The sequence below is a fragment of the Halomonas shengliensis genome, from assembly GCF_900104135.1.
GTDB lineage: Bacteria > Pseudomonadota > Gammaproteobacteria > Pseudomonadales > Halomonadaceae > Halomonas > Halomonas shengliensis.
Genome location: NZ_FNIV01000009.1, coordinates 70,178 through 93,459, shown reverse-complemented (window position 1 = coordinate 93,459; position 23,282 = coordinate 70,178). Strand labels below are relative to the sequence as shown.

The 23,282-nt window shown below is 71.3% G+C and carries 18 protein-coding genes; 13 read left to right on the top strand and 5 right to left on the bottom strand.

Going from position 1 to position 23,282, the window contains the following annotated elements; translation table 11 throughout:
• Nucleotide 1 precedes the first annotated feature (1 nt).
• Entirely contained in the window at nucleotides 2-379 is a 378-nt protein-coding gene (acpS, locus tag BLP95_RS13070) for a holo-ACP synthase (RefSeq protein WP_089680078.1), read from the top strand.
• Here the strand turns inward: acpS and BLP95_RS13065 are convergent.
• Nucleotides 319-3,060 (bottom strand): ATP-binding protein, encoded by a 2,742-nt coding sequence (locus tag BLP95_RS13065; RefSeq protein WP_089680076.1) that lies wholly within the window; start codon nucleotides 3,058-3,060, stop codon nucleotides 319-321. The two genes, acpS and BLP95_RS13065, sit on opposite strands and share 61 nt — an antisense overlap.
• Before the next feature lie 108 nt (nucleotides 3,061-3,168).
• Here BLP95_RS13065 and cysM point away from each other — a divergent pair, with 108 nt between their 5' ends.
• The 5 genes from cysM to ppc are packed head-to-tail and all read left to right on the top strand — an operon-like array spanning nucleotide 3,169 to nucleotide 11,363.
• A complete protein-coding gene (gene cysM, locus BLP95_RS13060; protein WP_023004861.1) occupies nucleotides 3,169-4,065 on the top strand; it encodes a cysteine synthase CysM in 897 nt (298 codons plus the stop codon).
• A gap of 3 nt (nucleotides 4,066-4,068) precedes the next feature.
• A complete protein-coding gene (locus tag BLP95_RS13055; protein WP_089680074.1) occupies nucleotides 4,069-5,535 on the top strand; it encodes a TRAM domain-containing protein in 1,467 nt (488 codons plus the stop codon).
• Complete coding sequence (gene relA, locus BLP95_RS13050; protein ID WP_089680071.1) at nucleotides 5,528-7,807, top strand: GTP diphosphokinase; 2,280 nt, start codon at nucleotides 5,528-5,530, stop codon at nucleotides 7,805-7,807. Before BLP95_RS13055 ends, relA begins: the two co-directional genes overlap by 8 nt.
• Nucleotides 7,804-8,718, top strand: a complete 915-nt coding sequence (gene mazG / locus BLP95_RS13045; RefSeq protein ID WP_089680069.1) for a nucleoside triphosphate pyrophosphohydrolase — start codon at nucleotides 7,804-7,806, stop codon at nucleotides 8,716-8,718. Before relA ends, mazG begins: the two co-directional genes overlap by 4 nt.
• Nucleotides 8,715-11,363: a phosphoenolpyruvate carboxylase gene (ppc, locus tag BLP95_RS13040; protein ID WP_089680067.1), complete on the top strand. Its 2,649-nt coding sequence runs from the start codon at nucleotides 8,715-8,717 to the stop codon at nucleotides 11,361-11,363. Before mazG ends, ppc begins: the two co-directional genes overlap by 4 nt.
• A gap of 108 nt (nucleotides 11,364-11,471) precedes the next feature.
• On the opposite strand, the gene BLP95_RS13035 is transcribed toward ppc, so the two are convergent.
• From BLP95_RS13035 to BLP95_RS13025, 3 genes are all read right to left on the bottom strand, one after another.
• Nucleotides 11,472-12,059, bottom strand: a complete 588-nt coding sequence (locus BLP95_RS13035; RefSeq protein WP_089680066.1) for a hypothetical protein — start codon at nucleotides 12,057-12,059, stop codon at nucleotides 11,472-11,474.
• Between the two features lie 76 nt (nucleotides 12,060-12,135).
• Nucleotides 12,136-13,047, bottom strand: a complete 912-nt coding sequence (locus tag BLP95_RS13030; RefSeq protein ID WP_089680064.1) for a ketopantoate reductase family protein — start codon at nucleotides 13,045-13,047, stop codon at nucleotides 12,136-12,138.
• Complete coding sequence (locus BLP95_RS13025; protein WP_089680062.1) at nucleotides 13,047-14,972, bottom strand: DNA topoisomerase III; 1,926 nt, start codon at nucleotides 14,970-14,972, stop codon at nucleotides 13,047-13,049. The genes BLP95_RS13030 and BLP95_RS13025 overlap by 1 nt, the downstream gene beginning before the upstream one ends.
• Before the next feature lie 117 nt (nucleotides 14,973-15,089).
• Here BLP95_RS13025 and BLP95_RS13020 point away from each other — a divergent pair, with 117 nt between their 5' ends.
• Both BLP95_RS13020 and BLP95_RS13015 read left to right on the top strand, forming a co-directional pair.
• Nucleotides 15,090-16,340, top strand: a complete 1,251-nt coding sequence (locus BLP95_RS13020; protein WP_089680060.1) for an ABC1 kinase family protein — start codon at nucleotides 15,090-15,092, stop codon at nucleotides 16,338-16,340.
• A gap of 315 nt (nucleotides 16,341-16,655) precedes the next feature.
• Nucleotides 16,656-18,482 (top strand): SEC-C metal-binding domain-containing protein, encoded by a 1,827-nt coding sequence (locus BLP95_RS13015; RefSeq protein WP_089680058.1) that lies wholly within the window; start codon nucleotides 16,656-16,658, stop codon nucleotides 18,480-18,482.
• Nucleotides 18,483-18,534: 52 nt separating this feature from the next.
• Here the strand turns inward: BLP95_RS13015 and BLP95_RS13010 are convergent, their stop codons facing one another.
• Nucleotides 18,535-19,920, bottom strand: coding sequence for an AmpG family muropeptide MFS transporter (locus BLP95_RS13010; RefSeq protein WP_089680056.1), 1,386 nt, complete (start codon nucleotides 19,918-19,920; stop codon nucleotides 18,535-18,537).
• Nucleotides 19,921-20,051: 131 nt separating this feature from the next.
• On the opposite strand from BLP95_RS13010, the gene rfaH reads away from it, so the two are divergent.
• The 5 genes from rfaH (at nucleotide 20,052) to BLP95_RS12990 (ending at nucleotide 23,279) form a co-directional block, all read left to right on the top strand.
• Nucleotides 20,052-20,591, top strand: a complete 540-nt coding sequence (rfaH, locus tag BLP95_RS13005; RefSeq protein ID WP_089680054.1) for a transcription/translation regulatory transformer protein RfaH — start codon at nucleotides 20,052-20,054, stop codon at nucleotides 20,589-20,591.
• A 58-nt stretch (nucleotides 20,592-20,649) separates the two neighbouring features.
• A complete protein-coding gene (locus BLP95_RS13000) occupies nucleotides 20,650-21,168 on the top strand; it encodes an FKBP-type peptidyl-prolyl cis-trans isomerase (RefSeq protein WP_089680053.1) in 519 nt (172 codons plus the stop codon).
• A gap of 129 nt (nucleotides 21,169-21,297) precedes the next feature.
• The gene (gene ccoM, locus BLP95_RS17185) at nucleotides 21,298-21,411 is read left to right on the top strand and encodes a cytochrome c oxidase subunit CcoM (RefSeq protein WP_023004583.1); all 114 of its coding nucleotides are present in this window, start codon (nucleotides 21,298-21,300) and stop codon (nucleotides 21,409-21,411) included.
• A gap of 246 nt (nucleotides 21,412-21,657) precedes the next feature.
• Nucleotides 21,658-22,092 (top strand): hypothetical protein, encoded by a 435-nt coding sequence (locus BLP95_RS12995; protein WP_089680051.1) that lies wholly within the window; start codon nucleotides 21,658-21,660, stop codon nucleotides 22,090-22,092.
• Entirely contained in the window at nucleotides 22,092-23,279 is a 1,188-nt protein-coding gene (locus tag BLP95_RS12990; RefSeq protein ID WP_089680049.1) for a PqqD family peptide modification chaperone, read from the top strand. The genes BLP95_RS12995 and BLP95_RS12990 overlap by 1 nt, the downstream gene beginning before the upstream one ends.
• Nucleotides 23,280-23,282: the final 3 nt, after the last annotated feature.

The window sequence follows — 23,282 nt, the reverse complement described above, 5'->3', positions numbered from 1 at the left end:
CATGATCCTCGGCATCGGCACCGATATCGCCCGGGTGGCGCGCTTCGAGGCGGCGCTGTCACGCCGTGGCGAGCGTCTGGCGTGGCGGCTGCTCGGCGAGCTGGAGCGCGAACGCCTGGCAGGGCACCTTCAGCCGGCGGCCTTCCTGGCCAAGCGCTTCGCCGCCAAGGAGGCCTTCGTCAAGGCGCTCGGCACCGGCCTGCGCCACGGCATGCGCTGGGGGGAGATCCAGGTGGTCAACGACAGCCTCGGCCGTCCCTCGCTGCTGCTCGCCGGCAAGGCCCATGAGCTGGCGCGCGTCGCCGGCGTGCGTGCCACTCACCTGTCGTTGTCGGACGAGGACGAGTTCGCGGTGGCCTTCGTGGTGCTCGAGGGCTGAGCCTCGCCGCCCACCTCGGCGGGGTGGTCGGCGTCCCAGCGACGCAGCGCCGCCATGGCCTCGAACAGCGGCGCCATCAGCGGCGCCATCGCCTCGCGGCCGCGACTGCGCAGGCGAGTCTCCATGGTCTCCACCAGCAGCGCCAGGCGCGGGGCCCCGCAGTAGCGGCAGGCCCCGTTGAGAGCGTGAATGGCGTCGAGTAGCGCCTCGTGGTCCCGTTCTCGGTAGGCCTGGCGGATCGCCGCCTCGCTCTCGGTCAGCGAGTCGGCCAGCTGACCGAGCAGCCGACGGGCGAATGCCTCGTCCCCTCCGGCGAGGCGGGTGCCGAGTGCCAGATCCACGGTGGGCAGGTCGTTGCCATGGGATGCGGGTTCGGGGCTGGCCATGGGCGCCGGGGCCTCGCCCCGGTCACCCAGGTGGCGGGCCATCAGGGTGGCGAGTCGTTCGGCATCCAGCGGCTTGGTGATCACGTCATCCAGGCCGCTTGCCAGCAGGCGGCGGCGCTCTACCTCGAGGGCATGGGCGGTCACCGCCACGATGGGCGTGTGGCTCCACTCCGGCCCCAGGTGACGCAGTGCCCGGGTGGCGGCGATGCCGTCCATGCCCGGCATGCGGATATCCATCAGCACCAGGTCGAAGCGGGCCTGGCGTGCCAGGGACAGCGCCTCCTCTCCGCTGGCCGCCAGCGTGACCTCGACCCCGGGCCCGGCCAGCAGCGCCCCCAGCAGTTCCCGGTTGGCGCGGTTGTCGTCCACGGCCAGCAGCCGCCGCCTGGCGGGCATCGCCTCCGGCGCCGCGTCCCCGGCCTGGCCGCCGTGATGCGACCCCAGGGCGCGCGCCACCGCCTCGCCGAAGGTGCGTCGCGTCAGCGGTTTCACCAGCACCTCCCCGCCCCGGGGCAGCGGCAGCTCGGGTAGCTCCAGCGGGCTGGTGTTGCATAGCAGCAGGGCGGGGCAGGGCAGCGTCGCCAGGCGCCGCCGCCAGCGCTCGAGCATCTCGGGGTGGCGTGTCGCGTCTCCGAGGCTTGCCACCAGCAGGCGCGGCGGGGCGTCCGCCGAGGCCTCTCCCGGCACCACCGGCCGCGCCCCCCAGCGTTTCAGCAGGTGCTTGAGGGCGCGGCGCGTGGTCGGGTGGGGCTCCTCCAGCAGTACCGCCTCGCCCGCTAGGCGCAGTTCCGGGGGGCGCTCCGCCGCCGCGTCGCCCGCCAGGGGCAGGGTGAAGGCGAAGGTGCTGCCGCTCCCCGGTTCGCTCTCCACGCCGATCTCGCCGCCCATCTGCTCGACCAGCCGACGGCAGATGGAGAGGCCGAGCCCGCTGCCGCCGAATTCCCGCGAGTGGCTCGGGTCCCCCTGGCGGAAGGCCTCGAAGAGGCGCCGCCGATGCTCCGCCGAGAGGCCGATGCCGGTGTCGGCGACGCTCACCCGCAGGGTGACCCGCCCGGCTTCGCTCTCCTCCACCATGACCCGCACCACCACCTCGCCGCGCTCGGTGAACTTGACCGCGTTGCCCACCAGGTTGGTGAGCAGCTGGCGGATGCGCAGGGGGTCGCCCTGCAGGCCGGCGGGCACGTCGTCATAGACCATGCCGACCAGTTCCAGCCCCTTCTGCTGGGCCGTCGGCGCCTGCAGGGCCAGCACCTCGTCCACCAGCTCCACCATGTCCACCGGGAGGCGCTCGAGTTCCAGGCGTCCCGCCTCCAGCTTTGAGTAGTCCAGCACGTCGTTGACCAGCATCAGTAGGTTGCCGCAGGCGCGATTGACGTGTTCCAGCCACTCGCGCTGGCGGGCGTCCAGGGAGGAGCGCCCCAGCAACCGGCAGAAGCCGATGATGCCGTTGAGCGGGGTGCGGATCTCGTGGCTCATGTTGGCCAGGAACTCCGACTTGACCCGGTTGGCCTCCAGGGCCCGGCGGTGGGCGAGGTCGAGCTGCATGTTCTGCACCTCCACCGTCTCCATGGACTCCTCGAGCTCGGCGGTCGCCTGGGCGACCTGGCGCTGCATCTCCTCGCGGGCCTCCTGGAGCCGACCGGCCAGGGCGTTGATGCGCTCATCCAGGGGCGGCAGCTCCGGCGGCAGGGCGGCAAGCGGGGCATGGGGCTCCCCGCGCTGCAGCCGCGCCAGGGCCGCATCGGCCTCCTCCAGGGGGCGCTGCAGCCGGCGGCAGGTTGCGGTCGTCGTCGCGCCCAGCAGCAGGGCCGCCAGCACCAGCAGCACGCCGGCGACCCCGACCTGGCGGTAGTGGGCGAGCAGCAGGCCGCCGCCGTCGATATCCAGCACCAGGCGCGCCCCCCCGCCTTCGGCAAGTCCGGTGTGCAGCCGCCAGTGGCCCTCGCCGTGGCGCCTGAGCCCGTTGGTCTCACCCTCGGCACCGGCCTCGTCGGCGATCGGCCGCAGCCGGCCCAGCTCCAGCAGGCGCTCCCCCGCCCCATCGGTGATGGCCAGGGCGCGAACCTCCTCGATCGCCAGCAGTCGATCGGCATAGGCCTCGAGGCGCGACGCGTCGCCGTCCTCTAGGGCCGCGACCAGGCTCGGGGCGACCAGCGCCACCGCCGTCTCCATCCGGTCGGCCACCCGGGCCTCTTGGTCGCCGCGGTGCAGGGGCAGGGTGATCGCCGTGACGGCAACCATCAGCAGCATGGGCAGGACCAGGGCAATCAGCAGCAGGCGCAGCTTCAACGACATCACGGGCCTCTCGGGCAGGGAAACGCGACGCGAGCTCCGACGGGTGCCTGTCCACCCCGGAGCCGCGCGGATATAATGACGAAAATACCTTTAGAGAAGGATGCTTGCATGCATTTTCCCACCATCGAGGAGGTCGTCGGTCACACGCCCCTGGTGCGCCTCAAGCGTATCGGTGCCGGCCGCAACAACGTGCTGCTGGCCAAGCTGGAGGGCAACAACCCGGCCGGCTCGGTGAAGGACCGCCCGGCGCTCTCCATGCTCGAGCAGGCCGAGGCACGCGGCGAGATCACCCCCGGCGACACCCTGATCGAGGCCACCTCCGGCAACACCGGCATCGCCCTGGCCATGGCCGCGGCGATCAAGGGCTATCGCATGGTGCTGATCATGCCGGAGAACGCCTCCGAGGAGCGCAAGCAGTGCATGGCCGCCTACGGGGCCGAGCTGATCACGGTGAGCCAGGCGGGCGGCATGGAGGAGGCCCGCGACGTTGCCGAGGCGATGCTCGCCCGGGGCGAGGGCAAGCGGCTGGACCAGTTCGCCAACCCCGATAACCCGCTCGCGCACTACCGCGGCACCGGTCCGGAGATCTGGGAGCAGACCGGCGGCAGCGTGACCCACTTCATCAGCTCCATGGGCACCACCGGCACCATCATGGGGGTCTCCCAGGCGCTCAAGGAGCGCAACCCCGAGGTGGAGATCATCGGCCTGCAGCCCGAGGATGGCGCCAGCATCGCCGGCATCCGCCGCTGGCCGGCGGAGTACCTGCCGAGCATCTTCGATGCCAGCCGCGTCGACCGCGTGCTGGACATCGGCCAGCGCGAGGCCGAGGCGCACATGCGTCGCCTGGCCCGCGAGGAGGGCATCCTGGCTGGCGTCTCCTCCGGTGGTGCCCTGGCCGGCGCGCTGCGCGTGGCGGAGCAGGTGGAGAACGCGGTGATCGTGTTCATCGTCTGCGACCGCGGCGACCGCTACCTCTCCACCGGCCTGTTCGCCGCGGAGGCTTGAGCCATGGCGATGCTGGGCAAGCGCCGCCCACGGCGCCAGGCGTCGGGTGTCTCCGGCCTGCAGGGGCGTCAGCAGCCCCGGGGGGCGCCGCTGTTGCGCGGCGGGGGCGAGCCGGCCTCCCGCGAGGTCACCATCGAGCGCCTGGCCCATGACGGCCGCGGTGTGGCCCACGACCCCGACGGCAAGACGCTGTTCGTCGAGGGGGCGCTGCCGGGGGAGCGGGTCGAGGCGGCGGTCCACCGCACCCGCAAGCGCTTCGACGAGGCCCATGTGCGCGAGGTGGTCGCCGCCGCCCCGGAGCGCGTCGCGCCGCCCTGCGCCCACTACACCCGCTGTGGCGGCTGCGACCTGCAGCACCTGGCGCTGCCGGCTCAGCGTCGCCACAAGCAGGCGGTTCTCCGCGAGCTGCTGGCCCGTCAGGGCATCGCGGTGGACGGTGAGCCCGAGCTGCTGGCCGGGGCCGGCGAGGGCTACCGTCGCCGGGCCCGGCTCGGCGTCAAGGTGGACGCCCAGGGCGCGATCCACCTGGGCTTTCGCGCCCGCCACAGCCATCGCCTGGTGACGATCGACCACTGCACCATCCTGGCGCCGGCGCTGGACGCCCTGCTGGGGCCGCTGCACCACCACTTGGCAAGCCTGGAGGCGCCACGCCAGGTCGGGCATCTGGAGCTGGTCGAGAGCGACCAGGGGGCGGTGGTGGTGGTGCGCCAGCTCAAGGGGCACGAGGGCGACCGCGGACGCTGGCAGGCCTTCGCCGCCGCACGCGGCGTCCCTCTCGCCTGGCTGACGGGCCGGGAGGCGCCGACCCTCGAGTGGCTCACCCCGCCCCCGGCGCTCAGTTGCCGGGTGCCGAGCGCCCGCCAGGCGTCCGGCGCCAGCGACTTGACCCTGGGCTTCGCGCCCGGCGACTTCCTGCAGGCCAATGCCGAGGTCAACCGTGCGATGGTCTCCACCGCCCTGGCCTGGCTGGGGGCCGGCGAGGGCGCGCTCGCCGGCCGCGAGGTGCTCGACCTCTTCGCCGGGGTCGGCAACTTCAGCCTGCCGCTGGCCGATGCCGGGGCGTCGGTGACCGCCGTGGAGGGCAACCTGGCAATGGTCGATCGACTGGCGGACAATGCCGCCGCCAATGGGCTGCCTCTCTTGGCGCGCCAGGCCGACCTGGCACAGGAAGCCACCGCCGCTGCGCTGCTCGCAGAGGCTCGCCCGGAGGTGGTGGTGCTCGACCCGCCCCGGGAGGGCGCCGAGTCGGTGGCCCGCGCGCTGTGTGCCGCCCCGGTGCCGCGCGTGCTCTACGTCGCCTGCGATCCGGCCACCCTGGCCCGGGATGCGGCACGCCTTGTGCATGGTGGCTACCGGATGACCCGGAGCGCCGTGGCCGACATGTTCGTGCACACCTCACACCTGGAATCGATGCTGCTGTTCGAGCATCCGCGGTGGCAGCAGCCGCAAGGAGCCTCACCCGATGGTTAAAGTCCGCGAGGACCAGCCCCTCACCCACGGCGGTCGCGTCGACATCCCGCGCTGGGTCGAACGCCTGCAGGAGGACGTGCGGCTGCGCGACCCCGCACGCTTGGTGGAGGCCTGCCACCTTGCCGAGCGCCTCGAGCATGACGCCGACCGTCCCCAGCGGCGCTGGCAGCCCGATGGCTCCAGCTTCCGCATGGGCCTGGAAATGGCCGACATTCTCGGCGAGCTCCGGCTCGACCAGCCGGCGCTGGAGGCGGCCGTGCTCTATCGCGCGGTGCGCGAGGGGCTGATCGGCCTCGAGGCGATCGCCAAGCGCTTCGGCCGCGAGGTCGCCGCGCTGATCGATGGCGTGCTGCAGATGGCGGCGATCAGCGCCACCCAGCTGCCCAGCCACGACATGAGCCAGCACGACCAGCAGGACAACCTGCGCAAGATGCTGGTCAACATGATCGACGACGTACGGGTGGCGCTGATCAAGATCGCCGAACGCACCTGCGCGCTGCGCCAGGTCCGGGACGCCCCCCGCGAGAAGCAGCTCCGCGTGGCCCGCGAGGTGTTCGACATCTACGCGCCCCTGGCCCACCGCCTGGGCGTCGGCCACCTCAAGTGGGAGCTTGAGGACCTCTCCTTCCGCTACCTCCACGAGGACGACTACAAGGCGATCGCCAGGCAACTCGCCGAGAAGCGCGTCGACCGCGACCGCTACATCGCCGAGGTGGTGGATACCCTCAAGGGGCTGCTCGACGCCCAGGGCATCCCCCGCTACGACGTCAACGGCCGCGCCAAGCATATCTACTCGATCTGGCGGAAGATGAAGCGCAAGCGCATCGACTTCTCCCAGGTCCACGACATCCGCGCGGTGCGCATCCTGGTGCCCGAGGTGGCCGACTGCTACACGGTGCTGGGGCTGGTGCACTCGCGCTGGCACCACGTGCCCAACGAGTTCGACGACTACATCGCCAACCCCAAGAAGAACGGCTACCAGTCGCTGCACACCGCGGTGATCGGCCCCGAGAACAAGGTGCTGGAGATCCAGATCCGCACCTTCGCCATGCACGAGGAGGCCGAGCTCGGGGTCTGCGCCCACTGGCGCTACAAGGGCCACGACACCAAGGCCAAGAGCACCAGCTACGAGGAGAAGATCGCCTGGCTGCGCCAGGTGCTGGAGTGGCAGGAGGAGGTCGGCGACTTCGGCGACCTGCGCGAGGGACTCAACAGCGACGTGGCGCCAGACCGCATCTACGTCTTCACCCCCGACGGCCACGTCATCGACCTGCCGCGCATCGCCACCCCCATCGACTTCGCCTACCGGGTGCACACCGAGGTGGGCCATCGCTGCCGGGGCGCCAAGGTCAACGGACGCATCGTGCCGCTCACCTACCGGCTCAAGACCGGCCAGCAGGTGGAGATTCTCACCGCCAGCAAGGGCGGCCCCAGCCGCGACTGGCTCAACCCCAGCCTCGGCTACGTGCGCACCTCCCGCGCCAGGGCCAAGATCCAGGCCTGGTTCAAGCACCAGGCCCGCGACCAGAACGTCGAGGAGGGGCGCGCGCTCTTCGAGCGCGAGATGAAGCGCCTGGACCTCGAGGACATGGACCTCGACACCCTGGCCCGCAAGGTCAACTACGTCACCCCCGATGACATGTACGCGGCGCTCGGCGCCGGCGACCTGCGCATCGGCCAGGTGCTGCACCAGGCCCAGCAGCTGTTCGGCGAGAGCGACGACCAGGAGCAGCTCGACCGCCTGCTGGCCAGGCCCCGGCGGGCCCCGGGCAAGGGCAGCCAGGGTGACATCACCGTGCTCGGCGTCGGCAACCTCAAGACCAGCATGGCCAACTGCTGCCATCCGGTACCCGGCGAGCCCATCGTCGGCTTCATCACCCAGGGGCGCGGGGTCACGGTGCACCGCCAGGACTGCCCCAATATTCTCCAGCTGCGCCTCGACGAGCCCCAGCGCATCATCGAGGTGGAGTGGGGCGAGCGGGCCCGCACCCAGTACCCGGTCAACATCGAGGTCCAGGCCTGGGACCGCTCCGGCCTGCTGCGCGACGTCACCGGGGTGCTCGGCAACGAGAAGGTCAACGTGCTGGCGGTGAACACCCTGACCGACAGCGACGATGGCATCGCGCGGCTGACCATTACCCTGGAGGTGGATGGCCTGGAGACCCTGGGACGACTCTTCTCGCGCATCCAGCAGCTGCCCAACGTCATCGAGGTGCGCCGCCTGCGCGGCGGCGCGCCCGGCAGGCGCAAGGGCAAGGAGAGGAAGGCATGAGCCGGCGCCACACCCTGGATGACCTGCTGACCCTGATGGCGGTGCTGCGCGACCCCGATCAGGGGTGTCCCTGGGACCTCGACCAGGGGTGGGACTCCATCGTGCCGCATACCCTGGAGGAGGCCTACGAGGTCGCCGACGCCATCGAGCGGCGCGCCTGGGACGAGCTGCCCGGCGAGCTCGGTGACCTGCTCTTCCAGGTGGTCTACTACAGCCGGTTCGGGGCGGAGGAGGGACGCTTCGACTTCCATGACGTGGTCGACGTCCTCACCGCCAAGATGCTGCGCCGCCACCCCCACGTCTTCCCCGACGGCACCCTGGCCTCACGGCGCCCGCCGGGGGTGACGGCCGAGGAGATCGAGCGGCGTCAGGTCCACTCCCGCTGGGAGGCGCTCAAGGCCGAGGAGCGTGCCGCCCGGGCCGGCAGCAAGGACACCGGCGCCGCATCGCTGGGGGACAGCGCCGCGGCGTCGGTTCTGGATGACGTGCCGCGGACCCTGCCGGCGCTCTCGCGGGCCGCCAAGCTCTCCAAGCGTGCCGCCCGGGTCGGCTTCGACTGGCCCGACGCCCGCGGGGTGATCGCCAAGATCCGCGAGGAGCTCGACGAGGTGGAGGAGGCCCTGGCCGCCGAGGACCCTGAGCACGCCGCCGAGGAGGTGGGTGACCTGCTGTTCGCGGTGACCAACCTGGCGCGCACCCTCAAGGCCGACCCCGAGCAGCGCCTGCGTGCCACCAATGCCAAGTTCGAGCGGCGCTTCCGCCACGTGGAGGCGGCCCTGGCGGCCGAGGGCCTTGCCCCCGCCGAGGCCGGCCTCGACGCCATGGAGCGCCACTGGCAGGCCGCCAAGCAGACCGAGGCCCGCCATATGGAACCCAACGACAACGCCATTCCCGGAGAGTCACGGCCATGAGCCACGATCTGCACGAATCCCTGCGCGACAACGTCCGTATCCTGGGTGACAGCCTGGGCCGCACCATCGCCGACGACCTGGGCAGCGGCTTCGTCGACCGGATCGAGGCGATCCGTGGCTTCGCCAAGCGTGGCCGCCAGGGCGACGAGGCGGCCCAGCGCGAGCTGATCGACTACCTGCGCCGGCTGCCCGACCGTGACCTGCTGCCGGTGACCCGCGCCTTCAACCAGTTCCTCAACCTGGCCAATATCGCCGAGCAGCACTACCGGGCGCGCTTCCGCCGCGTGGAGGACTACCGCCCCGGGACCCAGCCGGTGCTCTCGGAGCTGCTGGAGCGGGCGCGGGGGGCGGGCCATTCGCCGCGCCGGCTGGTGGAGAGCCTCTCGGGCATGCGCGTCGAGCTGGTGCTCACCGCCCATCCCACCGAGGTCATCCGTCGCACCCTGATCCAGAAGTACGATGCCATCGACGACTGCCTGACGGCCATCGAGTCCTCGGCGGACTATCCCGAGCGCGGTGCGAGGGCCAAGGGGCGACTCGAGGAGCTGATCAGCCAGGCCTGGCACACCGACGAGATCCGCCACGAGCGCCCCTCGCCGGTGGACGAGGCCAAGTGGGGCTTCGCGGTAATCGAGAACTCCCTGTGGCAGGCGGTGCCGGACTTCCATCGCGACCTCGACAACCTGCTGCTCGATGCCGCCGGCGAGCGCCTGCCGCTGGATGCCGCGCCGATCCGCTTCGCCTCCTGGATGGGCGGCGACCGCGACGGCAATCCCAACGTCACCTCCAAGGTGACCCGCGAGGTGCTGTTGCTGGGACGCTGGATGGCCGCGGACCTCTACCTGCGCGACCTCGAGCAGCTCAAGGCCGAACTCTCCATGTGGAAGGCCAACAGTGCCCTCAAGGCCGAGGTGGGCGAGGTCGCCGAGCCCTATCGCGAGCTGCTGCGCCGGTTGCTGTCACGGGTCGAGGCGACCCGCGACTGGGCCAAGGCGTGCCTCGACGGTCGTGCCTATGATGGTGGCCCGATCATCGAGAGCCGCGACCAGCTCTATGCGCCGCTGCTGGCCTGCTACCGGTCGCTGTGCGATGTCGGCCTGGACACCATCGCCAACGGCGCCCTGCTTGATACCCTGCGCCGGGTGGCGGTGTTCGGCGTCACCCTGACCAAGCTCGACATCCGCCAGGAGGCGGGGCGTCACGCCCAGGTGATGGAGGAGCTGACCGACGGCCTGGGGCTCGGCCACTACCGCGAGTGGAGCGAGGAGCAGCGCCAGGCCTTCCTGCTCGAGGAGCTCGCCTCGCGGCGCCCTCTGATCCCGCGCCGCTGGGAGTGCTCGCCGGAGTCCCGGGAGGTGATCGACACCTTCCGGGTGATCGCCACCGAGCAGGCCGAGGCACTGGGCACTTACATCATCTCCATGGCCGGCCAGCCTTCCGATGTGCTGGCCGTGGCGCTGCTGATGAAGGAGGTGGGCGGTGAGGTGAAGCTGCCCATCGCGCCGCTCTTCGAGACCCTCGATGACCTCAACCACGCCGGCGACGCCATCGACCGTCTGCTCTCTCTGCCCGGCTATCGCCGCCTTTGCGGCGAGCGCCAGGAGGTGATGATCGGCTACTCGGACTCGGCCAAGGATGCCGGCCAGCTGGCCGCCGCCTGGGCCCAGTACCGGGCCCAGGAGACGCTGGTAGAAGTGTGCGAGCGCCACGGGGTCGACCTGACGCTGTTCCATGGTCGCGGTGGCACCGTGGGGCGCGGCGGGGGGCCGGCCCATGCCGCCATCCTCTCCCAGCCGCCGGGGTCGGTGAACGGCAGCCTGCGGGTGACCGAGCAGGGGGAGATGATCCGCTTCAAGTTCGGCCAGCCGGAGATCGCCCTGCGCTCCATGGAGATCTACGCCTGCGCGGTGCTGGAGGCGACCCTGCTGCCGCCACCGGCGCCGGAGCCCCATTGGCGCGAGGAGATGGACCGCCTGGCCGAGATCGCCCACCGCGCCTACGTGGGGGTGGTGCGCGAGGATCCCGACTTCGTGCCCTATTTCCGCGCGGTGACCCCGGAGGGCTCGCTGGGTCGCCTGCCGCTGGGCTCGCGCCCCACCAAGCGGCGCCAGGATGGCGGGGTGGAGACCCTGCGGGCGATCCCCTGGATCTTCGCCTGGACCCAGATCCGCCTGATGCTGCCGGCGTGGTTGGGCAGCGGCGAGGCCTTCGCCACCCGCCTCGAGGAGGAGGGCGGTCGCGAGGTGCTCCAGGAGATGCGCGACCGCTGGCCCTTCTTCGGCACCTACCTCGACATGCTGGAGATGCTGCTGGCCAAGGCCGATGTGGGCATCGCCGCCTACTACGAGCATCGCCTGGTGGACGAGCCGACCCTCAAGGCGCTGGGCCAGCGGCTGCGGGAGCGCTTCGCGCGCCTCAACGCAGTGGTGCTGGAGATCCTGGAGCAGGAAGAGCTGCTGGAGAAAACGCCGCTGATCTACCAGGCCATCGCCGTGCGCAACCCCTACATCGACCCGCTCCATGGCCTGCAGGCGGAGCTGCTGCAGCGCAACCGCGACGCCGACGGCGCCATCAGCGCCGACCTCTCTCGGGCGCTGATGGTGACCATGGCGGGCATCGCCGCGGGGCTGCGCAATACGGGGTAGGGCTTCGGCCAGCGCCAAGCGACAAGGAGCAAGGCTCAAGGAAATCCTTGGCTTGCTCCTTTCGTTTGGGGAGTCTGCCTTGCGCCTTGAAGCAGCGTAGCCGCGCTCTTAGAAAGGAATATGCACCGAGGCGGTGAGCAGGTTGAGGTGGGCCATGTCGGGAGCGTCGTACTCCTCGAGCTCCAGGCGGCTGGTGAAGCCGGGCAGCTCAAGGCGGGCGCCGAAGCCCGTCACCCGGGTGGTGCCGGCCTCGTCGAAGTCGCCGCGGGCCACCACGGCATCGCCCTCCCAGCCCACCAGGCCGGACTTGGCGTAGAGGCCCAGGCGCCCCAGGCGCACCCCCGCTACCAGGCTGCCGCCGAGGCTGATGGTGTCCATCAGCAGTTGCTGGTCGCCGAGGCGGGTGGGCACCTCGTCGCTCTCGAAGTAGCTGAACTCCGCGCCGAGGTCGAGGCGGGGCAATCTCAGGGGAGTGAAGCCGGCGATCAGCCGGAAGCCAGAGGTGTAGCCGTCCGGGGTCTCGACGTCGCGCCCGTCGATCACCACGCCGTTCTCCAGGCGGGTCAGGTCGTCCGCCTGGGCGGCGTAGGCGGGGGTCGAACCGCCCTGGCGGGCATCCTCGGCGGCGATCGCCGTGAACGGCGTCGTCAGGGCAAGGCAGGCCAGCAGCGAGGCGATGGCATGACCGGGTTTCATGGTTCCCTGTCCTTGCGCTATGGCCTGCTCCGACCGGAGCAAGCCGCAGTGCGAGTGGCGATGAGATCCTACTAGGCTAGCAACCCGGCGACGTCTCCGCCAGGCGACGTGCCAACTCCGCGAGGACGGGCGTGGCCAGGCCATGACGGGTGGCGGCCTCCAGCAACGGCCCCAGGATCGCCTCATGCTCGGTGGGTCGGTCGGCCAGCACGTCCTGCAGCATGGAGGCGCGGTTGCCGGCGGTGGCCGTCACCACCTTCCAGATCAGCGCTCGCCAGCCCGCTAGGCCATCGCCCTGGGGCGGCGTGACGCCCTCGGCGGCCATGACGGCCGCCACCTCGACGATCACCGCCTCCACCTCGTCCCGGTAGCAGGGGTCGCGCAATTCGCCGTTGCGGACCCGGTGGTATGCCACCAGCGGATTGATGGCGGCATTGACGGCGAGTTTCTGCCACAACCGGCGCCGGATGTCCGGCACCGCGCTGGTGGGCAGGCCGGCAGCGCCCAGGGTGACGGCCAGCGAGGCGGCCAGCTCAGTATGCCGCCCGTCGAGGGCGCCGAGGGCTGTCTCGCCATGGCCGGCGTGGACTACCCGCCGATCGTCCTCCACGAAGGCGCCCTCGGTGGTGGTGGCACACAGCACCGGGCCAGGGTGGCGATCGGTGAGGCGGGGTTGGGCCGTGAAACCGTTCTGCCACAGCACCAGCGGGGAGGCCGCGTCGAGACGAGCGGCGAGCCCGGCGAAGGCCGTCTCGGCGGCGTAGGCCTTGGTGGTGAGGTGCACCACGCATGGCGCCTCATCGGGCGGCGCGACCCGGGTAGGCAGCTTTACTGCCAGAGCGTCGCCCTCGGGAGTGATCAGGGTCTGATGGTCGGGGAGGGGACGCCGGCCGATCATCACCACTTCATGACCGGCAGAGGCCAGGCGCAGGGCCAGCAGCCGGCCGATGGCGCCGGGGCCGACGATCCAGTGAGGCGCGGGTGCCATCACGATGACGCCTTGCGACGGCGCGGCGAGGCGCGCTTGCCTGAACCGCGCCGCGGGCCGCTTCGCTGGCGGCGGGCGGGCGCGGCGGGTCCCTCCTCGCCCCGGGCGGTGGCCAGGGCCTCTTGCAGCCGCCGGGCGTCGGCGCTTGCCAGCAGCCCGCGCAGGTCCGCCACCAGCGCCGCCAGGAAGGGGGCCGGCTCGGCCTCCTGCTCGGCGATGGCGGCGAGGCGCTGCTCCCACAGGGCGGTGCGCTCGGGACGCCCCACCGCCTCGGGCAGCGAGGCGATCAGGGCGCTGCCCAGGCGGGTGGCGCGCAGCGCCTTGGCCCGACGCACCAGGTAGCCGCGCTCCACCAGGGTCTCGATGATGCCGGCGCGGGTCGCCTCGGTGCCCAGCCCATCGTGCTCGCGCAGGGTGCGCCTGACCGCGGGGTCCTCGACGTAGCGGGCGATGTTCATCATCGCCTTGATCAGGCTGGCATCGGTGAAGGGTTCCGGCGGGCGGGTCTCGCGGTCCTCCACGCCGGCCTCCTGGACCCGACAGCCCTCGCCTTCGGTGAGGGGCGGCAGCGGCGGCGCCTCCTCACGGGTGGTGAACAGCGGCTTCCAGCCGGGATCTAGGACCACCTGGCCCCGGGTGCGGAAGGTCTCCTCGAGGAGGGTGAACTCCGCCTTCACCTCCCGGGTGGCAAGCGCCGGGTAGAACTGTGCCAGCACGTTGCGGGCGATCAGCCGGAAGACCTTGGCCTCGGTGGTCGAGAGCCTTGCGGGGTCCATGGGGCGCCCAGTGGGCGCCAGGGCATGGTGGGCACCCACCTGCTTGTCGTTCCAGGCCCGCGAGCGGCGCGTGAAGTCGGCACCGGCGAGCCAGCCGCGCAGGGTCTCGTCGCCACCACAGGCGCCCGCGAGGGTGGCACGTGCGGAGGCGAAGTGCTCCTCGGGTAGGTAGCGGCAGTCGGAGCGGGGATAGGTGATCAGCTGGTGACGCTCGTAGAGCGCCTGGCAGGTGTCCAGCACCGCCTTGGCGGAGAGCCCGAAGCGCCTCGCGGCATCGACCTGCAGCGCCGACAGCGAGTAGGGCAGGGGGGCGGCCTGGCGCTTCTCCTGGGACTGCAATCGGGTCAGTCGCCCCTCGGCGCCGGGCAGGCGCTCGGCCAGGAGCGCGGCCGGCGCCCGGTCCAGCAGGCGGCCCTGGTCGTCGAGGGGGTGGCGCTCGCCGGGTACCCACCAGGCGCGCAGCTGGCCGTGGGCCACCGCGAGGTCGGCCCACAGCACGAAGAAGGGGCGGGGCACGAAGTCGCGGATCTCGTTGTCGCGGCGCACCACCAGGCCCAGCACCGGGGTCTGCACCCGGCCCACCGAGAGCACCCCGTCATGGCCCGCCTGGCGGCCGGTGAGGGTCCAGGCGCGGGTCAGGTTGATGCCGTACAGCCAGTCGGCCCGGGCCCGGGACTCGGCGGCGCGGTAGAGCGGTTGGTAGCGGGCGTTGTCCTCCAGTCGCGCCAGTGCCCGCTGCACCGCCGGACGGTTGAGGTCGCTGACCAGCAGCCGGGAGACCCTGCCCTTCCACCCCAGGTGCTCGATCACCTCCTGCACTAGCAGTTGTCCCTCGCGGTCGGGGTCGCCGGCGTGGACCACCTCGTCCGCCTGCTTGAGCAGCCGGCGGATCACCGCCAGCTGGCCGCGCGCCTTGGGCCGTGGCGTGAGCTTCCAGCGCTCGGGGAGGATCGGCAGGGCGTCCAGGCGCCACTGCTTCAGGGCCGGGTCGTAGGCATCGGGCGGCGCCTGCTCCAGCAGGTGGCCCAGGCACCAGGTCACGGTGGTGTCGCCGGCCACGATCGCGCCCTCCTGCTTGCGGGAGGTGCCGGGCAGGGCCTCGGCGATGGCACGGGCCAGGCTGGGTTTCTCGGCGATGATCAGGCGCATGGCGGGCTCGTCGGCAGAACTCTGGACATTCTTCCAGTGTCCGTGGCGATTGGCCAGGTGTCATCGTCATCAAGTGGTGTACAATCCTTGTATCACTTATCGCGGCGAGGACCCACCATGCGCGAGCGAGGCAGGACGAGACGGTTGCTGGGGCTGGGGGCGCGCACCGGCGGGGCGCTGCTGCGCACCCGGATGGGCGGCCAGGCCGACTGGCGCGCCCTGGGCGAGGCGCTCTTCGAGGGGCTCTCCGAGCTCAAGGGCCCGGCGATGAAGCTGGCCCAGATCATGTCCCAGTGGGACGACCTGCTGCCGCCCGACCTCGCCGAGGAGCTGGCCCGGCTGCAGCGCCAGGCGGAGCCGATGCCCTGGGAGGCGATCCGGCGCACCCTGGACGACCACTACGGGGAGCTCGAGGCGGTGTTTCGCGAGGTCGAGACGCGCCCCTTCGCCAGCGCCTCCATGGGCCAGGTCCACCGTGCGGTGACCCACGACGGCGAGACCCTGGTGCTCAAGGTGCAGTATCCCGGGCTTGGCGAGGTGCTGGAGGGTGACCTCGCCCAGGTGCGACGGCTGATGCGGCTGGGGCGCTGGTTCAAGGTGCCCCAGGCGCGCCTGGACGCGCTCTTCGAGGAGCTGGCGGCGAGCCTGCGTGGCGAGCTGGACTACCACGCCGAGGCCGAGGCGCTGGCGCGCTATCGCCGGCGCTATGCCGACTGGCCGGGGCTCGAGATCCCCGAGCCCCTGCCCGACCTCTCCGGTGAGCGTGTGCTGGCCATGCGCTATGTGCCGGGCACCCCGCTGCGGGAACTGGAGGGTGCCGACGACGCCACCCGCCAGGGCATCGCCCGCACGCTGGCCGACTGGCTCACCGAGGAGCTCTTCACCTTTGGTGAGCTGCACGCCGACCCCCATGCCGGCAACTTCGCCGCCGACGACCAAGGGCGGCTGGTGATCTACGACCTGGGGGCGGTGATCCCGGTGCCAGAGGCGCGCCTGGCGGCGATGATGCGCCTGCTGGAGGCGACGCTTGACGGCGACCCCATGGCCATGGACGAGGCGCTGCTCTCGCTCGGCGGACGCCAGGGGCAGGGCGCGCCGCTGGCGCTCTATCGCGATGCCGCCGAGGCGGTCTCGGCGCTGTTCGCCCCTGGCGAGCAGGACTTCGGCGACGTGCGGGTCCACCGCCGCCTGCGCGAGCTCTCGCCCCGGGTGTGGGCCGCCATGGACCGCCTGCAGCCCCCCGCCGATACCCTGCTGCTGTCACGCACCCTCAACGGCCACTACTGGAACCTGGTGCGCCTCGGCGCCCGTCTCGACATGCGTTCGCGCACCGACCCACTGCTGGCCTGGGCTGGTGAACAGCCTTAGCGCCGAGAGTGCTGAAGCCCGGAGCTGATCTGGCGACAAGCCTCCGAGGAGGCGCTGTGAACCCTTCCCTGGGCGCTACCGACGCCCTGCTTCGCTCTCGCGTCCTGCTCCACTCGCAGGACCGGTGCTGGCCATCCATGGCCAGCCCGTTCGAAGCAGTGCTTCTCACCCCTGGCGTAGGACCTCCTCTCCGGCTTGTCCCCAGCGCTCCTCATATCGTGCTTCTGCCATGGCCCTGTACATAGCCATTGAGCAGCTGCCAAGCGCTGGTGCCGACTGGTAGACTGTGCCGTTTTCCGGACGGTGGAGGTCACGATGCTGGCGGTATGGGTGGAACAGCTGCTGGGATTCGCCTCGGCGGCGCTCAAGGCGATTCGCCAGGATGAGCGCTATCCGACGCTGATGGCCTGGGCCCGGGAGGAGGGGCCGGCGCTCGTCGGCGGCAAGCTGCCGCTGGCCCAGGCGCTGGCGCCCGAGCTGTGGTCCCAGACCCCGCTCGAGCGCCTCGACTTCCGCTGCGAGCCCCTCGCCCGGCCGGGGCGCAACGAGCCCTGCTGGTGCGACTCCGGGCGCAAGACCAAGCACTGCTGCGGTGCCGTCAGCCTGCCCGGCTCCGTCCCGGGGCACCTGATGTGGATGCTCTCGCTGCGCGACTGGAAGGGGGAGACCCTCAAGGCCGCGCTGGCAAGCGGCAGGGCGCCGGCCCAGGCGCTGCTGGAGGCCGGGCTGATCGCCGCCGAGACCGGGCAGCGCGGCCGCGCCCAGCAGATCCTCGAGTCACTGTTCGAGCGCGGCGACTGGGAACGGCTGCCGGAGCAGGCCGAGCCCGCCTTCGAGATCCTCCTCGACCTCTACCAGGAGCGCGGCTTCACCCGCAAGCGCGAGACTCTGCTCGACGCCGTGCTCGAGCATGGCCCGCTGTTCCTGCGCGGCGTGGCGCTGGAGCGGTTGTGCCTGATGCACCTGGACAACGATGACCTGGACAGCGCCCGGGCCGCCTTCGTTCGCGCCCAGCAGGCGCTGCCCGACTCGCCCACCCTGGCCTACATCGAGGCCATGCTGCTGCTTCATGAGGGGCACGAGGAGGAGGCCTCCGAGCGGGCGCGCTTCTGGTTTCGGCGCCTGGCGCGTCAGGGCGACCTCGAGCCCGACCAGCTGCAGTTCCTCGCCGACCTGGCCGAGAACCCCGGCGCCACCCTGGCCGAGCAGCTGCTCAGCGCCGAGGAGGACCTCGCCGGTCCCCTGGCCGCGCTGCAGGCACTGCTCGCCGAGCTGCCCACCGCGCCGCGCCTCGATGTCTCATGTACCGCGGGTGGGCGGCTCGAGTACCACACCACCGCCCGCGAGGACACCCTGCATGCCGCCTGGCGCGAGGTCTTCCCGGTGGCGGCGGTCTCCGACTCGCCGCTGGGCCTGGAGGATGACCCCTGGCCCGCGGCGGGGGAGTGGCTGCCCGACCTCTGCAGTCACCCCGAATGGCTCGATGCCCCGGCGGTGGTGCAGGAACTGGCCCTGGCACTGACCACTCGCTTCGGCAGCCTGCCGTGGATGGCGCCGAGCCTCTTCGTCCCGCTGGCGGATCGCCTGGAGCGCTGGCTCGAACAGGTCGCCGCCGCGGGCCCCGGCACCCTGGCCTGGGAGGAGGCCGACAACGCCTTGTTGCTGCGCACCGGCCTGGCGCTGGTGGTGGGCATGGAGCGCGGCGCGCGCCAGCGCTCCCGGCGGCTCGCCGAGAGCCTGCTCGCGGTGGACGACCACGACAGCCTGGGGCTGCGCGAGCTGGTGCTCGACCAGCTGCTTCGCGACGGCCGCGACGCCGAGGCGCTGGCGGTCAGCGAACAGCCGCCGGAAGCCGAGGCCGAGGGGCCGGCGCTGGGGGTGCTGATGGGGCGCGCCCTGGCGCTCTATCGCCTCGAGCGGTCCGCCGAGGCCGAGGCGGCCCTCGGCGAGGTCCAGGCCCACAATACCCATGCCCTCGCGCTGCTGTGCGCCGAGCGTCCGCGCCCCGTTCCGGGTGGTGACGCCGGCGAGGCGGAGCCCGGCAGCCGCGCCGAGGCCTGGCAGTACCGCACCCTGATGCGTGACCAGTGGCGGACCACCCCGGGGGCGCTCGCCTGGTTACAGGATTGGCTGGATAGCTAGACGCATCGCCGCTAGATCGGGCACCCAGGGGGTCGCGAAGGCTAGGACGCCATCACGACTTGCCACTCTCCGCTTCCGGCGCCGGCACTGGCGCCGGCACCAGCTCCCGGTTGCGGCGGATCCACAGCGCCAGGAGCACCGCGGGAATGCCCAGGGCGGTGGAGATCAGGAAGAAGGTGGCATAGCCGTCGGCCTCCACCACCAGGCCCCCGAAGCCGCTCAGGAACTTGCCCGGCAGCGTCATCAGCGACGAGAAGAGCGCGTACTGGGTCGCGGTGTAGGCGCGCGAGGTGAGGCTCGACAGGAAGGCGATGAACACCGCACTGGCCAGGCCGTTGGCCAGGTTGTCGCCGACGATGGTCATCACCAGTAGCGGCAGGCTCTGGCCGGCCAGCGCCAGGGCGGCGAACAGCAGGTTGGTCAGCGCTGCCGCTGTGGCGCCCAGCACCAGGATGGGTCCGATGCCGTAGCGGGCCACCAGGAGCCCTCCCAGGATGCCGCCGCCGATGCTCATGGCGATGCCGAAGATATTGGTGACGTTGGCGATGGTGGCGAGCGAGAAGCCGAGGTCGATGTAGAGCGGGTTGGCCATGGAGGCCATGGCCAGGTCGCTGATGCGGAACACCGCCACGAACAGCAGCAGCCAGAGGGCCTTGCGGCGATGGCGGGTGAAGAAGTCGGTGAAGGGGCAGACGATGGCGCCGATCGCCCAGGCCCCCAGGCGTCGCCACACCTTCGCCCGGCCGCGGCTGGCGCGCAGGAAGGCGCGCACACGGGGCTCGTGGATCAATTGGGTGGTGAGCGACAGGCGCGCCGGCTCCGGTCGCAGCAGCACCGTCACCACGCCGATGCCGACGAGGGCCGCCATGCTCAGGTAGGCGGCCTCCCAGGAGAGCCAGGAGGCGACATAGAGCGCCCCGGCGCCGGCGGCCAGCAGCCCGCCGCGGTAGCCGATGATATAGGTGGAGGCCATGGCCGCCTGGAGGTCTTCCGGCGCCGACTCGATGCGGAAGGCGTCGATGACGATGTCCTGGGTAGCGCTGCCGAAGGCCACCAGCAGGGCGAAGAGGGCGACCAGCGGCAGCTGGCCTGCCGGGTCGATGCCGGCCAGCCCCACCAGGCCGGCGGCGATCATCGCCTGGGCCGCCAGCATCCAGCCGCGGCGCTGGCCCAGGGTACGGGTCAGCAGGGGCAGCGCCAGGCGGTCCACCACCGGCGCCCAGAAGAACTTGATCGAGTAGAGCATGCCGATCCAGGCGAAGAAGCCGATCGCCGCGACCTCGACGCCGCTGCTGCGCAGCCAGGCCGAGAGGGTGGAGAACACCAGCAGGAAGGGCAGGCCCGCCGAGAAGCCCAGGAACAGCATGGTGATGACCGGCGCACGCAGGTAGATCGCCAGGGCGTCGCGCCAGCTCCTCTGCACGGTAGGCGTCGGCATGGGGCTCTCCTTGCAACGGTGGTAGAATCCTCGCCTCGAAATGCCGGGCACCCCGCGGCGCGCCCCGCAGGCGGTCATGATTGTTGCAGAGCCCCGGCAGTGATACCAGCGTCCAGCCTCACAGGTGAGTCATGAACGAGAGCCAGACGACCCAGGCGCCCGAGTCGAGTGACGCGGCGGTACCGCGCTGGTATGCCATCCAGTGCAAGGGCGGCGAATCCTTCCGCGCCACCGAGAACCTGGTCAACCAGGGCTTCGAGGTGTTCCACCCGGTGCTCGAGGTGCAGAAGAAGCGCCGCGGCAAGCTGACCTGGGTGACCGAACCGCTGTTCCCTTACTACCTGTTCATCCGTCTCGACCGGCTGGTGAGCAACTGGCGCCCCATCCGCTCCACCCGCGGTGTGCTCAAGCTGGTCGCCTTCGGCGAGATGCCCATCGCTGTGGATGACCGGCTGATCGAAACCCTGCGTGAGCACGGCAACGAGCGCAAGATGGACGCCAACCTCTACTTCCGCGCCGGCGAGACGGTGCAGATCACCGAGGGCCCCTTCAAGGAGCTCCAGGCGGTGTTCGAGTCCCACAAGGGCGAGGAGCGCGCCATCGTGCTGCTCAACCTGCTGCATCGCCAGCAACGCCTGGAGATGCCCGTCGCCAACCTGCGCCGCGGCTGAGGCGGCCGTCTCCAACCCTTTGCCAGCGCCCCATTTCCCTCCCACTCAGGAGACCCCAATGACCATCGCCCCCCAGCGCGTCGTCACGCTTCACTATGTGCTTCAGGAGGTCCTCGGCGACGCGGACGTTGAGGTGCTCGACGACTCTCGTGCCCGCCAGCGGCCCCTCGAGTACCTGCATGGCCACCACAACATCGTTGCCGGCCTCGAGCGCGCCCTGGAGGGCCAGGCAGAGGGCGCCGAGCTCTCCGTGACCCTGATGCCGGCCGACGCCTATGGCGTGCGCAACGAGGCACTGGTTCGCGAGGTGGGGCGCGATGCCTTCCCCGTGCCGGACCTCGCCCCCGGCATGCGCTTCCAGACCCCCGGCGACGATGGCCCGCAGATCGTCACCGTGGTCGAGGTAGGCGACGACAGCGTGCTGATCGACACCAACCACCCGCTGGCCGGGCGCACGCTGCGCTATGCCCTTGAGGTGCTCGCGGTGCGCGATGCCACCCGCGCCGAGCTGGCCAAGGGCCATCCGCTGCCCCCGGACACCGACCCCGCCGAGGTCGAGGACAAGAAGCTGCCCTGAAAACTGACCTGAATCAATTCTCCTCCCGCCCCTGACGGCACGCCGGCCGATACTTGATGCAGGTCAGGTTTCGCCGCGCCTTCCCGGTCTACAGTGCACTCAACACATCGAGACGGGGAGGACATCATCATGTATCTGGACGACGCCGTAATCTTTGGTCTGGTCACCGTCGCGATGATGGTTGCATTCATGGGGGGCTGGGTCGCCTTCATCGTGCGGGACCACCGCAAGAAGAAGCACTGAGCCAGCCGTTCCACCAGTCGTCAGGGGAGGGGGGAGTCACTCCCCCCAGTGGGCCGACCTTCACGGGTCGGCCCTTTTTTTCATCAGCTGGTTTCCACGCGCGAGCGCGATCGGCTGTCGCGGATCCGCAACGCCCGGTGGAACAAATCGACAACGCCTCCGCGGCGGCGGCGCGACGGACGCGCGATGGCTAGGATGAACAGTGTTCGACATCATCCGGCGCCGTGACGCCCCAGGAGGTATTGCATGTCCACCGAGCTTCATCGCGACGCTGCCGCCGAGACCCATCGCCGTCGCCGGCGTCGGCTGCTGGCTACCCTCGGGGTGGGCCTCGCCGGCGCCTATGTGGCGCCGACCCTGTTCAGTGTCGGCCAGGCCCAGGCGTGGGACGGCCATCGGCGTTCCCGACCCAGCCGCTCGCGGCCCAGCTGGTCGCGCCCCAGTCGTTCGCGGCCGAGCCGCTACGATGGCGCCTACCGTCGCCACGAACGGGCGCGCTACCGGCGTCGCCATCGCGACGATCACTACCGGCGCGACGACCGTTACCATGCCCGCCGCGATGATCGCTATTACTCGCGTCGTGACTACGAGCATGACCGCCGCCGGCTGCGGGACTATCGCGAGGATCCGGTGACCATCGTCGAGGATATCGTCTTCGGACGCCCCGAACGCCGCTGGTGATGGCGGACGCGGTCGACCTCTCCCTGCCGGGCCTCGGGCGTTGCCTGCGTGTGCAGCAGGCGCCCGAGGTGGTAGGGGCCCTGACCCAGGCGTTGCCGGGATGGCCGGCATCGATCGCGCCGGCACGGGGCCTCGCCCCGGCCATCCGGCTGCGGCGAACCCCGGCGGGCTACCTGCAGCGCTCCCCCCAGCTTCCCCGTGGCCTCGTGTTGCCCACGCCGGCGTCCGCGGTCTGCAGCCTGGTCGCCGACCTGGGCGGTGACCGCCTGGCACGTGGGTCCGACCTGCTCGGCCTGCACGCCGCCAGCGTGGAGGTGGAGGGTCGCCTGGTGCTGTTTCCCGAGAGTCATCGTGCCGGCAAGAGCACCCTGGCGGTGGCCTTCGCCGCGGCGGGGTTCCGGCTGTTCGGCGACGACGTGCTGGGGCTGACCGCCGACGGGCAGGGGGTCGCGCTCGGCATCGCCCCCCGGCTGCGCCTGCCGCTGCCCGAGACCCTGGCCCCGGAGCTTTCCGGCTACGCCGAGGCCCATGCCGGCCCGGCCGATGCGCGCTACCGCTTCGTGCTGCCCGGTGGCCAGGGGCTGGCCGCCCACGGCGAGTCCGCACCGCTGGGGGCCCTGGTGCTGCTGGAGCGCGATGACGGCATCGCGGCGCCGGAGGTGCTGGCGCTGCGGCCCGGGGAGGGGCTACTGCAGCTGCTCACTCAGAACTTCGCCTACCACACCGCGCCGGAGGCGTTGATGGCCCGGCTGCTGCCGCTGATGCGGCGGCTGCCCTGCCTGCTGCTGCGCTACGCCGAGCCGCTGGCGGCGGTGCGTTGCCTGGCCGACGCCTTGCGTCGTGATACCCCCGCGCCGGGCGGCGAAGGTCCCGCACGCGAGCGTACCGCCCCTGCCGAGGCGCCGCCCCCGGTGGATCCGCGGCGGCGCTGGGCGGCGAGTCCCGGCGGGCGTGTCTATCCCCTCGGCGATGAGCTCTTCCTGATCGACCCAGACGGGGGGATCCATCGTCTCAACGCCACCGGCCAGGCCGTGTGGCGACTGATCGGCGAGGAGCCGCTTTGCGGGGCAGAGCTGGGCGAGCTGCTGGCGGCGCACTTCGCGGCGCCTGTGGCGTCGGTGACCCAGGATGTGTGCCGATGGCTGGCGCAGCTTGCGGAGGCCGGCCTGGTGATCGCCGTCGAGTAGTGT

Excerpts from the sequence above, each read along its gene's own strand:
- acpS (WP_089680078.1), top strand. The coding sequence starts at position 2 with ATGATCCTCGGCATCGGCACCGATATCGCCCGGGTGGCGCGCTTCGAG.
- BLP95_RS13065 (WP_089680076.1), bottom strand. The coding sequence starts at position 3,060 with ATGTCGTTGAAGCTGCGCCTGCTGCTGATTGCCCTGGTCCTGCCCATG.
- cysM (WP_023004861.1), top strand. The coding sequence starts at position 3,169 with ATGCATTTTCCCACCATCGAGGAGGTCGTCGGTCACACGCCCCTGGTG.
- BLP95_RS13055 (WP_089680074.1), top strand. The coding sequence starts at position 4,069 with ATGGCGATGCTGGGCAAGCGCCGCCCACGGCGCCAGGCGTCGGGTGTC.
- relA (WP_089680071.1), top strand. The coding sequence starts at position 5,528 with ATGGTTAAAGTCCGCGAGGACCAGCCCCTCACCCACGGCGGTCGCGTC.
- mazG (WP_089680069.1), top strand. The coding sequence starts at position 7,804 with ATGAGCCGGCGCCACACCCTGGATGACCTGCTGACCCTGATGGCGGTG.
- ppc (WP_089680067.1), top strand. The coding sequence starts at position 8,715 with ATGAGCCACGATCTGCACGAATCCCTGCGCGACAACGTCCGTATCCTG.
- BLP95_RS13035 (WP_089680066.1), bottom strand. The coding sequence starts at position 12,059 with ATGAAACCCGGTCATGCCATCGCCTCGCTGCTGGCCTGCCTTGCCCTG.
- BLP95_RS13030 (WP_089680064.1), bottom strand. The coding sequence starts at position 13,047 with ATGGCACCCGCGCCTCACTGGATCGTCGGCCCCGGCGCCATCGGCCGG.
- BLP95_RS13025 (WP_089680062.1), bottom strand. The coding sequence starts at position 14,972 with ATGCGCCTGATCATCGCCGAGAAACCCAGCCTGGCCCGTGCCATCGCC.
- BLP95_RS13020 (WP_089680060.1), top strand. The coding sequence starts at position 15,090 with ATGCGCGAGCGAGGCAGGACGAGACGGTTGCTGGGGCTGGGGGCGCGC.
- BLP95_RS13015 (WP_089680058.1), top strand. The coding sequence starts at position 16,656 with ATGCTGGCGGTATGGGTGGAACAGCTGCTGGGATTCGCCTCGGCGGCG.
- BLP95_RS13010 (WP_089680056.1), bottom strand. The coding sequence starts at position 19,920 with ATGCCGACGCCTACCGTGCAGAGGAGCTGGCGCGACGCCCTGGCGATC.
- rfaH (WP_089680054.1), top strand. The coding sequence starts at position 20,052 with ATGAACGAGAGCCAGACGACCCAGGCGCCCGAGTCGAGTGACGCGGCG.
- BLP95_RS13000 (WP_089680053.1), top strand. The coding sequence starts at position 20,650 with ATGACCATCGCCCCCCAGCGCGTCGTCACGCTTCACTATGTGCTTCAG.
- ccoM (WP_023004583.1), top strand. The coding sequence starts at position 21,298 with ATGTATCTGGACGACGCCGTAATCTTTGGTCTGGTCACCGTCGCGATG.
- BLP95_RS12995 (WP_089680051.1), top strand. The coding sequence starts at position 21,658 with ATGTCCACCGAGCTTCATCGCGACGCTGCCGCCGAGACCCATCGCCGT.
- BLP95_RS12990 (WP_089680049.1), top strand. The coding sequence starts at position 22,092 with ATGGCGGACGCGGTCGACCTCTCCCTGCCGGGCCTCGGGCGTTGCCTG.